This window comes from Pseudomonas sp. 2024-210 (assembly GCF_045062345.1).
Classification (GTDB): domain Bacteria; phylum Pseudomonadota; class Gammaproteobacteria; order Pseudomonadales; family Pseudomonadaceae; genus Aquipseudomonas.
Map to the genome: position 1 here is coordinate 70,057 of NZ_JBJGEJ010000007.1, position 14,946 is coordinate 85,002.

At 56.7% G+C, this 14,946-nt stretch carries 7 protein-coding genes; 4 read left to right on the top strand and 3 right to left on the bottom strand.

The genetic code is table 11. The annotated features are described in order from the left end of the window. The first annotated feature begins 112 nt into the window (after positions 1-112). Positions 113-2,089, top strand: coding sequence for a bifunctional tRNA (5-methylaminomethyl-2-thiouridine)(34)-methyltransferase MnmD/FAD-dependent 5-carboxymethylaminomethyl-2-thiouridine(34) oxidoreductase MnmC (mnmC, locus tag ACI7MX_RS12140; protein ID WP_405587583.1), 1,977 nt, complete (start codon positions 113-115; stop codon positions 2,087-2,089). Here mnmC and ACI7MX_RS12145 read toward each other — a convergent pair. Then, positions 2,076-6,902, bottom strand: a complete 4,827-nt coding sequence (locus ACI7MX_RS12145; RefSeq protein ID WP_405587586.1) for an NEL-type E3 ubiquitin ligase domain-containing protein — start codon at positions 6,900-6,902, stop codon at positions 2,076-2,078. The two genes, mnmC and ACI7MX_RS12145, sit on opposite strands and share 14 nt — an antisense overlap. Before the next feature lie 317 nt (positions 6,903-7,219). Between ACI7MX_RS12145 and ACI7MX_RS12150 the strand changes: the two genes are divergently transcribed. From ACI7MX_RS12150 to ACI7MX_RS12160, 3 genes are all read left to right on the top strand, one after another. Further along, positions 7,220-8,992: an N-acetylglutaminylglutamine amidotransferase gene (locus ACI7MX_RS12150; protein WP_405587589.1), complete on the top strand. Its 1,773-nt coding sequence runs from the start codon at positions 7,220-7,222 to the stop codon at positions 8,990-8,992. A gap of 3 nt (positions 8,993-8,995) precedes the next feature. Further along, positions 8,996-10,741: an N-acetylglutaminylglutamine synthetase gene (gene ngg / locus ACI7MX_RS12155; protein ID WP_405587592.1), complete on the top strand. Its 1,746-nt coding sequence runs from the start codon at positions 8,996-8,998 to the stop codon at positions 10,739-10,741. A 70-nt stretch (positions 10,742-10,811) separates the two neighbouring features. Then, positions 10,812-11,999, top strand: a complete 1,188-nt coding sequence (locus ACI7MX_RS12160; RefSeq protein ID WP_405587594.1) for an osmoprotectant NAGGN system M42 family peptidase — start codon at positions 10,812-10,814, stop codon at positions 11,997-11,999. Positions 12,000-12,258: 259 nt separating this feature from the next. Here ACI7MX_RS12160 and cysG read toward each other — a convergent pair whose 3' ends face one another. Both cysG and serS read right to left on the bottom strand, forming a co-directional pair. Further along, on the bottom strand, positions 12,259-13,653 hold the full coding sequence (gene cysG, locus ACI7MX_RS12165; RefSeq protein ID WP_405587597.1) for a siroheme synthase CysG: 1,395 nt from the start codon (positions 13,651-13,653) through the stop codon (positions 12,259-12,261). Next, the gene (gene serS / locus ACI7MX_RS12170) at positions 13,654-14,934 is read right to left on the bottom strand and encodes a serine--tRNA ligase (protein WP_405587600.1); all 1,281 of its coding nucleotides are present in this window, start codon (positions 14,932-14,934) and stop codon (positions 13,654-13,656) included. It abuts the gene before it with no gap. Positions 14,935-14,946: the final 12 nt, after the last annotated feature.

The following is a 14,946-nucleotide window of genomic DNA, read 5'->3' on the forward strand; positions in this document are numbered from 1 at the left end:
GACTAGCGGATTGTGCCCGCCATGCAGCAAGAAACCTGTATCGCCCTGCCAAGGATCAATCTCGTGTTGACCGATCAGCTAGAATGGCCGACTTGCCGTTGCCGAGCCGCACATGACTACTGATATGCCCAATGCCCAGATTGACTGGGATGAACAAGGTCGCCCCCACTCTCGGGTGTTCGACGATGTGTATTTTTCTGACAAATCGGGTCTGGAAGAGACGCGATATGTGTTTATTGAACAAAACGCCCTGAGCGAGCGCTTTGCAGCCCTCCCCGTTAAGGGTCATTGGGTCATTGGCGAAACAGGGTTTGGTACCGGGCTGAACTTTTTATGTGCCTGGCAGTTGTTTGATCAATGCGCCCCACCGGATGCGCGACTGCATTTCATCAGTGCTGAAAAATACCCCCTCTCCCGCGAAGACTTAGGGAAGGCTTTGGCGTTATGGCCCGAACTTGCCGCTTACCGTGAGCAGTTGATGGCGGCTTACTTTGCCATCCATCCCGGGTTTCAGACGCTGACGCTGGCCAATGGCCGGGTGACATTGACGTTGCTGATCGGGGATGCGCTGGAACAATTTTCGCAGCTGGATGCACAGATTGACGCGTGGTTTCTTGACGGGTTTGCCCCAGCGAAGAATCCAGACATGTGGACACCCGAACTGTTTGCCCAACTGGCACGTCTGGCCGCACCCGACGCCACCATCAGTACCTTTACCAGTACCGGCTGGGTACGACGGGCACTGAACGACGCAGGCTTTAAAATGCGCCGTACACCGGGCATTGGCCATAAATGGGAAATTCTGCGTGGCACTTTTGTGGGTTTACCTGAACACCCACTGGCCGTCACTTCAATAACACCCTGGTATGCCCGGCCGCCTCAACCGGCAGGCGAACGCAAGGCACTGGTAATTGGTGGCGGACTTTCAGGTTGCGCCAGCGCTAATAGTCTGGCCCGGCGGGGTTGGCACGTGGTGTTGCTGGAGCGTCATGAACGACTGGCCGCAGAAGCTTCAGGCAACCCCCAAGGTGTGCTTTACCTCAAATTATCGGCTCACGGTACGACGCTGTCGCAGATGATTGTCAGCGGTTTCGGCTACACACGTCGTTTACTGGAGCAGTTGCAACGCGGTCGCGACTGGGACGACTGTGGCGTTCTGCAACTGGGGTTTAACGCCAAGGAAGCTGCCCGTCAGGCGCAATTGGCTGCGGCCTTCCCGCCAGCACTGGTACACCTGCTTGATCAGCCACAAGCACAGGCACTCGCAGGTATTGAGCTGTCCCATGGCGGGCTGTTTTACCCCGAAGGCGGCTGGGTTCATCCACCAGCGCTGTGCCAGTTCCAGGCCTTGCACCCGAATATCGACGTGCTGACTCACCATGATGTGCTGCAACTGGAACAGATCGATGGCCAGTGGTTGGCCCGACAGGGCGAGCAGGTATTGGCCAGTGCCCCCGTGGTGATTCTGGCCGGGGCTGCCGAGGTCAAATGCTTCCCGGCAGCCAGCGGCTTGCCGCTCAAGCGTATCCGCGGGCAAATCACCCAATTGGTTGAAACCCAAGCCAGCGCCGCGCTGAAAACAGTGGTCTGCGCTGAGGGCTACATCGCCCCTGGACGCTTGGGCGAGCACACCCTGGGCGCCAGCTTCGATTTTCACAATGAAGACCTGACCACCACACCCGCCGGGCACCAGGGCAATCTCGACTTGCTGCAAGAAATATCCCCAAACCTGACACAGCGTCTGGGTGAGCAGCTTGACCCCGAGACCCTGCAGGGTTGGGCTGCCTTTCGCTGCACCAGCCCGGACTACTTGCCGATTGTGGGACCGCTGGCAGACCCGCAATCCTTTGCACAGACTTACGCGGTGTTGCGTAAAGATGCTCGGCAAGTACCCGACGCAGCATGCCCTTGGCTCGAGGGTTTGTACGTGAACAGTGGTCATGGCTCTCGCGGGTTGATTACCGCGCCGCTGTCAGGTGAACTGTTGGCGGCGTGGATCAATAACGAGCCACTACCCTTGCCGCGAGCAGTTGCGCAAGCCTGTCATCCCAATCGTTTTATGCTGCGCACACTGATCAAAGGCCTGTAGAGGGGGATGAAGGGGCCTTGCCCCTACTCACTATTTTATTGGTTTTATTCAGGCACCAGACATCGACCCTGGCATCCATCCTGTTACGAATCCCGGTGACCAACTGCACATAACGGCCGCTGGTCATTTCTGGCGAACGTCTCAAGAGCGCGCTCAACTCGTCATGAAAAGGCTCAGTCATGAGCAGGTAGTCGGCACTGTTGCGCTCGATCAAATACTCTCTCCAGTAATCAAGCGAACTGATAAACCTGTTCAACTCATCGGAGTCTTCGCCGCTAATGACCTGAGCCTTTGCGTTGCTCAGGTCTTCTACTGTGACCCCCGCTAAATTATTAAAGATCATGCTTTGCGGTTGACCGGGCAAGTTCAACGGCTTGGCTAATCCACTGCGGTACGCCAAATGCACCTCAAGTTCATCAGCGCCAATCGCACCGGTGGCCATCTGCAGGGTGTAGTGTTCAGAGGCAATTTTTGTGAGTTTTTCCAGTCGGTACAAGCGCCTACCCAGGTTAATTAAGTCGCTTTCCTGACGCGTCGGGTCTGTAGAAATCCGGGCCAGTTCCATTTGTATTTCCAACGCGCTGAAACTCAAGGCAACGCTGTCGGTACAACTGCGCGGGGCCGCTGCAATATCAATTAAGTCTCGCCGCAAGTCAGAATTCTCATTGGCGGCTTCTATCATCTCCCATACGCGACGACTTAGATCCTGACGCACACTTTGAGCATCCGCGGTGGTGGTTAAACGGCTGACCACATTGAAGAAGTCATCACTGTTGGGCTCAGATCTAAGGGTATTCCACAGCAGCTCACGCCTGCTGCGCTCATGACTGGTAATACCCGCCGTCCAGAACTCAAAAGCGGCCGCCTCACTGAGCAGTTCTTCACTGTCAACCCCCATGGTGCTACCACCTTGCATCACAAAGCGCGCCAAACGCAGTCTACTGACAGCGGATAACGGGTTATTCGATAAGGTGATATTGCGAGTGACCCTGGGCGATGTCTGAAAAATATCTTCCGGTATCTCGGCGATATGGTTTTGTCGCAAGTCCGCTGCTTCTAGCAGTGGCCGGCTTGCAAGGGCTTGGGGCCAGGTGTCTATCCAGGTGCGGCGCAAATAAATGCGCCGCAAATGATTGAGACGACTGAGATCTAACTCTGTCCCCAGAAAATTATCATTGAGATTAAGCACTTCAAGCTTACTCAGGCCCAGGAGTACCAATTTGTTTGCGGCATTCAAGAACAGCTCGTTTTGAGCCAGGGATAAATGACGCAAGTTGGCCATCCCTTCCAGTTGAAACGGCAAAGTGCTCATCTGGTTATTGTCCATTTCCAGCACTTCAACCCCGCTGAAATGTTCCAGAAACCTATCCGCTGTATTCTTGCAATTCATATTGTTTAGCTTGAGCTCACGAATATGGGTGAAGTCAGCCATAACAGGCAATGCAGGAAAACTTCCCAACCGTAAGCCACTCAGGTTCAAGGTGCGACCTTCAACACTGTCCGCCTGAGGGTAAAACGTGGGATGTCTGCGCCAGACACGCGCGATGATTCCGGCGGCCTGATATCGATCATCAGCATGATCAACAGGCGAATGCGTCAACGAAATCTCTGAGGGCGTGGCGTCGATCCATGTTTGCAAGCAGTTGCGCAAAGAGGTTCTGATACGTTTGCGCTCGCGCAATGCGCGTATCGGCTCAACTCCGCTCTCAATCAGCATGTCGAGATAATCCAGCACCTGCTCCTGGTTGTACTCAGGGAACAAGTCGCGGACTCGACGCTGCAAAGAACTGGAATGCCCACCCGCATCCAGACCGCACAAGGGATAACCGGTTTGCCCGTCAGGCATCACGCTGGGTGGCTTGAAGCCGGGCTTAATCGGCTGCATGCCTAACACCTGCGCTGATTCCTCACGCGCATTAGCCGCCTGAGCAGCTAATACCTCGTTAAAGGCTTCACTGCCCCTCGAAGCATCAAGCGCCATGCCTTCGCGCTCTAAAGCGTTCAACGACTTGAAAATGGCATCAGACAGTGAGACCGATGTACCCGGCTCAAGGCTGAATATCGACCCTCTCGGGGTATAACGTAAAATCCCCTGTGCGGTTTTGACCAGCACACGCGGGTTGACGGGCACGCTATTGCCGATACTGCGTAAGACCGGACCTTGCAGCGAATCATTACGCACCTCCCACGGGATGTGGGTGGGCCACCCCGGCACACGCTCCAGAAAGTGCAGCATCAATCGTTCAGTGTCAGCATTAGCCTGATCTTTTAGATAGAAACCCTCGATGGCACGGTCCAGCCGGGCCTCGCGCAAGTAAAGACGGGCCGTTTCGGCCATTTTCAGCGGGACTTTCACCGTGCGCAAAACCTGGCGTTGTTCGGCGCTGGCAGAGTCAACCAACGCTTGAGTCACGGCCCTGGGCAAGCCGGGAAATACGGCTTCGATCGTTTGGGCTTCCGGTGCTCGGGAAACATTAAAGGCCTGGTAAAAACGCTCAAACACCGCCTTTCTGTTGTCCTGCAGATAAACGGCAAGTGTGGTGGCCAATGCAGACGCAGGTTCGCGCGACTGCCTCAATTCATCACTCAATAATGCCTTGCCTTCTGTAGCGGACAACGCGGCGAGCACGGCCTCAAGCAGTTTTCCATCATGCAGGACCGCTGGCGACAAGTTGATCTGCGACGTTGTCGGCCAGAGCGTACTGCCGTAACTCGCCAAGGTATGACCGGACTCGTCTGCCACGACAAAGCCTTTGCCAACGGGCCATTTTTCCAAGTAGGGCAACAGGCTCATTTGCCAGTGTGCCCAGTGCGCAGCGTTGTATTGAGGGGTACTCATTTGTTCGACAAACGCCGATAACGTCCGGTCGATTTCGAAGCGCTTGAGGGTGATTGCCAGCAAAGGAGGTGGAAGCAGGTTTTCCAAGTGTACTCGACGCATGACCTCCTCACTGGTATGGGTCAACTGCCTAACCTGCTCCAAGGTTCGCTCATCCAGAGTCGCCGCGGCGCCCCCCAGCCGACCCACTATGGCCGCACTGCCTTGCCACTCCAACGGTCGTTCATGAGCATGCTGCCAGGCCCCGTCTCCGTTATGCAGCAACCCGGGTTTAAACGCCTGCGGCCTTCGCGCATGAGGGATACGCCACTGCTGCAGCTCACTGTCAAACTCAACGGGGTAGTGCTTTGCATCAACCGTGATGTGCTGCCTGGTCTGATGGGTAAAAAACCCGCGTGCGTCCGCCGTATAGCGGTGCACATGAGCGGTCGGGCTTTCATAGTGCTCAAGGTTGCGGTACCACAGGCGCACAGCGCCGTCCTCGCGTTTTATGGGTTCAAACCCTTCAAAGTGAGCCATGGTGGCTTCACTCAAGCGACTTGCCGCGGCCTTGATTGCGGAGGCCCCCACCACAACGGCGACATTGACGGCGAGGTCCTTGGCGACATTGAGCAGATGTTCTCGCGCATGGTCCGTGTCGCCCTGTGTCCAGTCTTCTACCCCTTCGTAGACCTCCTTGAGCATGTCGCCTATCGCCACCGCCAGCATCAGATCACCCAACACCGGAACAAACAGCGCCGCGACATTGATCAGCAGCAACCCAACGCCTTTGTACAACTGCCAGCGCTCTTCTCGCAGGCGCTCATCCAGCACTCCGGTCGGAACCGCCAGCAGCTGAGCATCGGCAAACATGTTCTTGAGTTGCACCGTACACAAATAATGAGCGGCACTCTGGTTTAACACCTCGGCCGTCAAACTCAAATACACCGGATGTTCATTGAGTTTTTTCACAAAAGCTGCTCGCGCACTCAACGCGACAAACCTCGAAAAAAAACTGACGTAGGCCGGGTCCAGTAGACGCTGTTTCAACTCGTCGCTAAACACCTGCAAAGAAGTGAATTCAAAGAACGGGGCCACGGGATCATTGGGGATATAAGCAATCAACCGGTTGCCGGGATGCAGCAACAGCGTGTCAGGAGAAAAAATCACCACCCCATCAATGGGCGTATCGAGCAGGTGAATTGAACTGCACACCACAGACTTGCCATCGAGTCTGGCCGAGGCTGCGGACGCTGGGGGCGAAGGCGCGACCAACACTGCAACGAGCGCCTTGTAGGCGGTTTCGGTGATGTTTTTTTTCAGCCATGCGATGTGCGCATCCACCTGCATGTCATAGGTTTTAAGCAACCTGAGGTTTGACTCGGTCGCTAACTGGGTCACGTTGGGATTCGCCTCCCCCGTAGGCGCCACCCCAAGAAACGTCTGCAGGTACGTCTGGTACTTAGCTCCCAGATCGAGCTTGCGGCATACCGCCGCAAAGTAATGGGGCTTGAGCGGGCTCAAATGCTCGGGATGGCCGTCCAGACGAATATGACTCTGTGCATGAAAACCCTCGGCAAGGGCTTCATCCGCGGAAAAATTTTGCAGCGCAGCCCATAACAATGACTTGGGTTCGTCATGTTCCAGACGGTGACGCACCGTTGCCAGCAGCGTGTCATCGGTGATCAGGTGCTCATGCACCACCGCCAATTGGTCGAGGTGGATATCGAATCGCAACACAAATTCATGCTTGAGTTCGGCTTCGAGCAAAGCACCGCAGTAAGACTCGACGCTTTGCAACTGACTGAACTTTTTGCCGACCCGCTCATGGTACGAGCGGCTTTGGGCCATCGAGGCGTTCAAGGCATCAATCACGCCCGGTTCAGCGTCCAGCAGCCATTTGGGCATGTGGCTGTAGACAAGCTCCAGCGGTTCGAGATCACTGAGTGTGGCGTCACGGGCATTGAGCGGCGGCCTGCTGGGAATAAGCGTCATATCAGGTCTTCTGTAGGTCGTTGTGGAAGCGAACCCCTAACCTAACGCTGCAAAACCCTGCCGATGACATAGATAAATATCGACGATGCGTTCAATGACCTTCGGTAATTTTTATTGAACGATCGCGCCTCGAATTACTCGATAAACCACGGTCATTCATGGCGGCGCGACACTTTACTGCTGCGTGCCGCACGGGCTGGCGATGCACAAAATGCGGCATCGCTCTTCAAAACCGGGCCCAAGTGCTATCCGGCGCGCCGCAATCGCGCCGAGTCTTACCGGTAGCAACATGCACAGAAACGAAGGATTTACACACCATGTGCGGATTAGCTGGAGAGTTACGTTTTGATCATCAACCTGCCGATTTGGCAGCCATCGAACGCATCACCCACCACCTCGCTCCACGTGGCCCTGATGCCTGGGGTTTTCATAGCCAAGGGCCAATTGCTCTGGGTCATCGTAGACTGAAAATCATGGATTTGTCGGACGGCTCGGCGCAGCCGATGGTCGACAGTCAGTCCGGTTTGTCGCTGGCGTTTAATGGCGCGATCTATAACTTCCCAGAGTTACGCGCAGAGCTGGAAAACCTCGGTTATGCGTTTTACTCCGACGGCGACACCGAAGTGCTACTCAAGGGCTATCACGCCTGGGGCGAGGCCATGCTCCCCAAACTCAATGGCATGTTCGCCTTTGCCATTTGGGAGCGAGACGCTCAACGCCTGTTCATCGCCCGCGACCGGCTGGGCGTAAAACCCCTTTACCTGTCCCGCACAGGCGAGCGTTTGCGCTTCGCATCTACATTGCCGGCACTGCTTAAAGGCGGCGATATCAACCCGATGCTTGATCCGGTTGCACTTAACCATTACTTGAACTTCCACGCCGTCGTGCCTGCACCTCGCACACTGATTGCCGGCATTGAAAAACTGCCGCCAGCGACCTGGATGCGTATTGATGCCAACGGCCATACCGAACAAAAAACCTGGTGGACACTGCCCTACGGCCCACATGCCGATGAGACCCATCTTGGGCTTGAAGACTGGCGCGACCGCGTACTGGACTGCACCCGTGAAGCGGTTGCCATTCGCCAGCGCGCGGCCGTTGATGTCGGCGTGCTGCTGTCGGGCGGTGTCGATTCCAGCTTGTTGGTGGGCCTGTTAAGGGAAACAGGCGTACAGGATTTGTCGACGTTTTCAATCGGCTTTGAGGATGCCGGAGGTGAACGCGGTAACGAGTTCGAATATTCAGATCTGATTGCCAAGCACTACGGCACCCGCCATCACCAGCTACGCATTGGTGAACACGAAATCATTGAGCAGTTGCCCGCGGCCTTCCGTGCCATGAGCGAGCCGATGGTCAGCCACGACTGTATTGCGTTTTATCTGCTTTCCCGCGAAGTCGCCAAGCACTGCAAAGTGGTGCAGAGCGGTCAAGGTGCCGATGAACTGTTTGCAGGCTATCACTGGTATCCGCAAGTGGATGGCGCCAGCGATCCGTATGAAGCCTATCGCAAAGCCTTTTTCGACCGCAGTTACGATGACTACAAAGCCACGGTGCAACCAAAATGGCTGACAGCCAATGACGCGGCTGGCGACTTCGTTCGTGAACATTTCGCCCAACCGGGTGCCGATGCAGGTGTGGACAAAGCCTTGCGTCTGGACAGCACGGTGATGCTGGTGGATGACCCGGTCAAACGCGTTGACAACATGACCATGGCTTGGGGTCTTGAAGCCCGCACGCCGTTTCTGGATTACCGCCTCGCCGAACTCTCGGCGCGCATCCCGGCACGCTTCAAATTGCCGGAGGGTGGCAAGCAGGTGCTTAAAGAAGCCGCACGGTTGGTCATTCCTAGCGAAGTGATTGATCGCAAGAAGGGTTACTTCCCGGTGCCGGGTCTCAAGCATTTGGAAGGTAACACGCTCAATTGGGTCCGCGATCTGTTGCTGGACCCGAGCCAGGACCGCGGTCTGTTTCAGCCGGCCATGCTCGACACGTTGCTGACTCATCCGCAAAGCCAACTGACCCCCCTTAACGGTTCCAAACTCTGGCAACTGGCGGCTCTCAACCTGTGGCTGAGTGAACAAGGAATCTGACCGATGAAACCCCTCGCTACGGCTTACAGCCAGCGCTTGCTGCGCGGTCAAACGCCCTCTTATGAACGCCTGCAAGCGCGTCTTGCCGAAGACGGCAGCGCACTGGATGCGCAGCCCGTGGCCGTGCATTGCGGCTGGGGGCGACTGCTGATCGGGCACACGTTTCCCGACCCGGCCAGCCTTGCCGACGAATTGTTGAATGAACAACCGGGCGAGCGTGACATTGCGCTGTATGTGGCTGCTCCTCAGCAAGTGCTGGCGCAGTCGCCCCAGCAACTCTTTCTTGACCCGTCCGACACGCTGCGTCTTTGGTTTACTGATTACCGCCCCGCCACCCGCGTATTCCGCGGCTTTCGCATCCGCAGGGCGCAAAATGACGCCGATTGGAGCGCCATCAACTCGCTGTACCTGATGCGCAACATGTTGCCGATTGATTCTACCCTGCTCACCGCACGCCATCAGGGCGGCCCGGTGTACTGGATCGCTGAAGATGAAGACAGCGGCGCAGTGATTGGCAGTGTGATGGGCCTGAATCATCACACCGCCTTTCATGATCCGGAAAACGGCAGCAGCTTGTGGTGCCTGGCGGTCGACCCGCAGTGTTCTCGCCCCGGTGTAGGCGAAGTACTGGTGCGCCACTTGATCGAACACTTCATGAGCCGAAGCCTGAGCTATCTGGATTTATCCGTGCTTCACGATAACCAGCAGGCCAAGAACCTGTATGGGAAGTTGGGCTTTCGTAACCTGTCGACGTTCGCCATCAAACGTAAAAACGGGATCAATCAGCCTCTTTTTCTAGGGCCGGGGCCTGAGGCAGGGCTAAATCCCTATGCTCGAATTCTGGTGGAAGAAGCCTACCGACGCGGGATTGACGTACAGATCGACGATGCCTCTTCAGGCTTGTTCACCCTCAGTCACGGGGGGCGGCGGATTCGTTGTAAAGAATCACTGACCGATTTGACCAGTTCGATCAGCATGAGCCTGTGCCAGGACAAAAGCCTGACCCATAAAACCCTCAGTTTGGCGGGCCTGAACGTACCCACGCAGCAAATGGCCGGCAATGCTGATGACCATCTGGCATTTCTTGAAGAACACGGCCGCATCGTGGTCAAGCCGCTGGACGGCGAACAGGGCAATGGCGTGGCGGTGGATCTTGCCTCATTCGAACAGGTACAAGCCGCTGTGGAGGTCGCACGCTCGTTTGACCATCGCGTATTGCTTGAAAGCTTTCACCCAGGGCTTGATCTGCGCATTGTAGTCATCGGTTTTGAAATGGTGGCCGCGGCAATCAGAAGACCGGCACAGGTTATCGGTGATGGCCATCACAGCATCCTGCAATTGATCGAAGCTCAGAGCCGTCGACGTCAGGCTGCCACCGAAGGTGAAAGCCGTATCCCGCAAGACGCAGAAACGCTGCGCGCCGTGCAAGCTGCGGGCTATGAATATGACAGTGTGTTACCAGCAAGCGAACTGCTGGCCGTGCGCAAAACTGCCAATCTGCATACTGGCGGATGCCTGGAAGATGTCACCGCCATTTTGCACCCGGTACTCAAGGACGCGGCCATTCGTGCCGCCCGTGCGCTGGATATTCCAGTGGTCGGGCTGGACATGATGGTGTCGGCAGCCGATCAGCCCGATTATGTGTTTATCGAAGCCAATGAACGCGCCGGGCTGGCCAACCATGAACCGCAGCCTACCGCCGAGCGCTTTATTGATTTGCTCTTTCCTCACAGTCAGCCTGCGCCCTGAGTGCAGCCGCTGAACGTCATACAGGCTCGCCGCATTCACTTGCGCGGCGAGCCTCACCTCAGGAGGCCTTATGAACCGCACCATTCTTGAACCCGACCTCGACTACCTGCAACGGGTATTGCTGGAGATGCTGGCTATCCCCAGCCCCACCGGTTTCACCGACACCATCGTGCGTTATGTGGCCGAACGCCTTGAAGAGCTGGGCATTCCTTTTGAGCTGACGCGACGCGGCACCCTGCGCGCGACGCTCAAAGGCCAGAAAAGCAGCCCGGATCGTGCAGTATCAGCGCATCTGGACACCATCGGCGCCAGCGTTCGCGCCATTAAAGACAACGGTCGGTTAGTACTCGCACCTGTCGGGTGTTGGTCCAGCCGTTTCGCGGAAGGCAGCCGCGTTAGCCTGTTTACCGACAATGGCGTGATACGTGGCAGCGTCCTGCCGCTGATGGCCTCAGGTCACGCATTCAATACAGGTGTCGACGAACTGCCGATCAGTTGGGATCACATCGAACTACGGCTGGATGCATACTGCGCCACGCGCGCGGACTGTGATTCGCTGGGCATTAATGTTGGCGATTTTGTTGCGTTTGATCCGCTGCCTGAATTCACGGAAAGCGGGCATATCAGCGCCCGTCATCTGGACGACAAGGCCGGCGTCGCTGCGCTGCTGGCCGCTTTGAAGGCGATTGTGGAAAGCGGTGAGCAACCTCAAATTGACTGCCATCCGCTGTTCACCATTACCGAAGAAACCGGCAGTGGCGCGGCGGCGGCATTGCCTTGGGATGTCAGCCAGTTTGTCGGGATTGATATTGCGCCCGTGGCTCCGGGGCAGCACTCCAGTGAGCATGCCGTCAGTGTGGCGATGCAGGATTCGGGTGGGCCGTATGACTATCATTTGTCGCGGCACTTGTTGCGCCTGGGGGCAGAAAACGAATTGCCGGTGCGCCGGGATATGTTTCGCTATTACTTCAGCGATGCGCATTCGGCCGTCACGGCGGGGCATGACATTCGTTGTGCGTTGCTGGCCTTTGGTTGTGATGCGACCCACGGTTATGAACGTACGCATATTGACAGCTTGGCAGCGCTTAGCCGTCTATTGGGGGCTTACATGATGAGCCCGCCGGTCTTTGCCAGCGATGCGCAACCGGCGCAAGGTTCACTGGATCGCTTTAGCCATCAGATCGAGCACGATGCACAGATGGAGAGCGACACGCGAGTGCCGTCTGTGGAGAGCTTGGTCGGGGATAATCGGGACTAAAATCAAAAGCCCCTCACCCTAGCCCTCTCCCCGAGGGAGAGGGAACCGACAGTGTTGCTCTTGAATCTTCGTCAGTCCGAAAAACCGAGCCGACTGTGATTTGAAGAACACCACACATCAGAGCCCTCTCCCCGGAGGGAAAGGGCTCTGATTGGGGGAGGCTTGTGATTTTCTTGAATCTGAAGGCACTGCATTGAATCTGAAATCGACTTGATTAAGCTCCCTCTCCCTCCGGGAGAGGGTTGGGGTGAGGGCGTTTTTACACCTGCGATTGAGCCCCTTCAAACCAGGCCAGCTTCTCGCGCAGCAACACCACTTCGCCCACGATGACCAAGGTGGGTGCATGCACTTCATGCTCGGCGACCAAGGTCGGCAGGTCCGCCAGCGTACCGGTGAAAACCCGCTGATTGGACGTCGTGCCCTGCTGAATCAACGCCGCCGGGGTCTCTGCAGCACGGCCATGCTTGATCAACTGCTCACAGATGATCGGCAAGCCGATCAGGCCCATGTAGAACACCAACGTTTGCGCCGGAGCAACCAGATCGTTCCACGGCAAATTGCTGGTGCCATCCTTCAAATGACCGGTCACGAAACGCACGGACTGCGCGTAATCGCGATGCGTCAACGGAATCCCGGCGTAAGCCGCGCAACCGCTGGCTGCGGTAATACCCGGCACGACCTGAAACGGGATGCCGTGTGCTGCCAGTTCTTCGATTTCTTCACCACCGCGCCCGAAGATAAACGGATCGCCGCCCTTAAGCCGCACGACACGCTTGCCTTGCTTGGCCAACGTGACCAGCTGCTGATTGATCTGCTCCTGCGGCACGGCATGATCCGCGCGACGTTTACCGACATACACACGCTCGGCATCACGGCGGCACAGCTCAAGAATCGCGGGCGCCACCAGACGGTCATACAGCACCACATCGGCTTGCTGCATGAGCCGCAGAGCGCGGAAAGTCAGCAGATCAGGATCCCCCGGCCCGGCGCCCACAAGGTAGACCTCACCGGTGGTAATGGCTGCTTCGCCGTTAATCTTGGCGAGGAGCAGGCGCTCAGCTTCACCGCCCTGCCCGGCCAATTGGCGATCCGCAATGGGGCCTTGAAAAACGTCTTCCCAGAACCCCCGACGCTGTTGTACATCCGGGAACAACCCTTTGACCTGTGTACGAAACCGCGCCGCAAGACCGGCCAACTGGCCGTAGGTCGATGGAATCCAGGTTTCAATCTTGGCCCGGATCAAACGCGCCAATACCGGCGCGTCGCCACCACTGGAAATAGCAATGACCAGCGGCGAACGGTCAACGATGGCGGGGAAAATAACGCTGCACAAGGCAGGCGCATCCACCACATTGACCGGCACACAGCGCCGGTGGGCATCCGCTGAGACTTGCGCATTGAGCGGTTCGTCATCGGTGGCAGCAATGATCAGCACGCAGCCATCAAGGTCTGCCTCAACATAGCCGCGCAAGATCTGCTCACCGCCGCTACTGTGGATCAACTCGCACAACTGCGGCTCTATAGCGGGTGCGACCACCCGCAATACGGCGCCGGCATCGGCCAGCAACCGGGATTTGCGCAAAGCAATTTCCCCGCCGCCGACCACCAGCACACGACTGCCCCGCAGGTTATGAAACAGCGGCAGAAACTCCATTTAGCCGATGACCTCAATACCGCCCATATAAGGCTTGAGGACGTCGGGTACGCGAATCGAGCCATCAGCCTGCTGATAATTTTCCAAAACGGCTACCAGCGTACGGCCTACGGCCAAACCGGAACCGTTCAGGGTGTGGACCAGCTCAGGCTTGCCGGTTTCCGGATTACGGAAACGGGCTTGCATGCGCCGGGCCTGGAAATCGCCGCAGTTGGAGCACGACGAGATTTCGCGGTATTTGTCCTGGCTCGGGATCCACACTTCAAGGTCGTAGGTCTTGATGGCGCTGAAACCCATATCGCCCGTGCACAATGCGAGTGTGCGGTAAGGCAGTTCGAGCAGTTGCAACACTTTCTCGGCATTTGCAACCAAACCTTCCAGCGCATCCATCGAAGTGGAAGGCTCTACGATCTGTACCATCTCAACTTTGTCGAACTGGTGCTGGCGGATCATGCCGCGTGTATCGCGACCCGATGCGCCCGCTTCACTGCGAAAGCACGGCGTGTGAGCGACAAATTTGATCGGCAGGGCTTTGTGCTCGACGATTTCACCGGCAACGATGTTGGTCAGCGTAACTTCAGCGGTTGGAATCAGGTAAAAATCAGCTTCGCCTTCGCGGCTGATCTTGAACAGCTCTTCTTCGAACTTAGGCAGTTGACCCGTGCCTTGCAACGCGGGTGCCTGAACCAGATAAGGCGTGTAGGCCTCTTCGTAGCCATGTTCACCGGTGTGCAGGTTGATCATGAACTGCGCTAACGCGCGATGCAGACGTGCGATCGGGCCACGCAGCAACGCAAAACGCGCACCGGACAATTTGGCAGCGGTTTCAAAATCCAGCCAGCCGTACTGCTCGCCCAGCGCCACGTGGTCCTTGATTTCAAAATCAAAGACCTTAGGCGTACCCCAGCGGCGAATTTCAACGTTGTCGTCTTCATCAGCACCGACCGGCACGGAAACATCCGGCAGGTTAGGCAGGCTCAGCAGGATTGAATCCAACTCAGTCTGGATCGCTTCCAGCTGCACTTTGCCGTTGGCCAAGTCAGTGCCCATGGTCTCGACGCTGGCCATCAACGGTGCGATGTCTTCACCGCGCGCTTTGGCTTGACCGATACTTTTGGAGATCGCATTACGCTCGGCCTGCAACTTTTCGGTCAGAGTCTGGACTTCTTTACGCTGGGATTCGAGCGCATCAATACGCGCCACGTCCAGCTTGAAGCCTCGGGATGCCAGGCGATCCGCTACGTCCTGAAGGTTGCTACGTAACAGTTTGGAATCGAGCATGTCGGTTTCTCG

Excerpts from the sequence above, each read along its gene's own strand:
- mnmC (WP_405587583.1), top strand. The coding sequence starts at position 113 with ATGACTACTGATATGCCCAATGCCCAGATTGACTGGGATGAACAAGGT.
- ACI7MX_RS12145 (WP_405587586.1), bottom strand. The coding sequence starts at position 6,902 with ATGACGCTTATTCCCAGCAGGCCGCCGCTCAATGCCCGTGACGCCACA.
- ACI7MX_RS12150 (WP_405587589.1), top strand. The coding sequence starts at position 7,220 with ATGTGCGGATTAGCTGGAGAGTTACGTTTTGATCATCAACCTGCCGAT.
- ngg (WP_405587592.1), top strand. The coding sequence starts at position 8,996 with ATGAAACCCCTCGCTACGGCTTACAGCCAGCGCTTGCTGCGCGGTCAA.
- ACI7MX_RS12160 (WP_405587594.1), top strand. The coding sequence starts at position 10,812 with ATGAACCGCACCATTCTTGAACCCGACCTCGACTACCTGCAACGGGTA.
- cysG (WP_405587597.1), bottom strand. The coding sequence starts at position 13,653 with ATGGAGTTTCTGCCGCTGTTTCATAACCTGCGGGGCAGTCGTGTGCTG.
- serS (WP_405587600.1), bottom strand. The coding sequence starts at position 14,934 with ATGCTCGATTCCAAACTGTTACGTAGCAACCTTCAGGACGTAGCGGAT.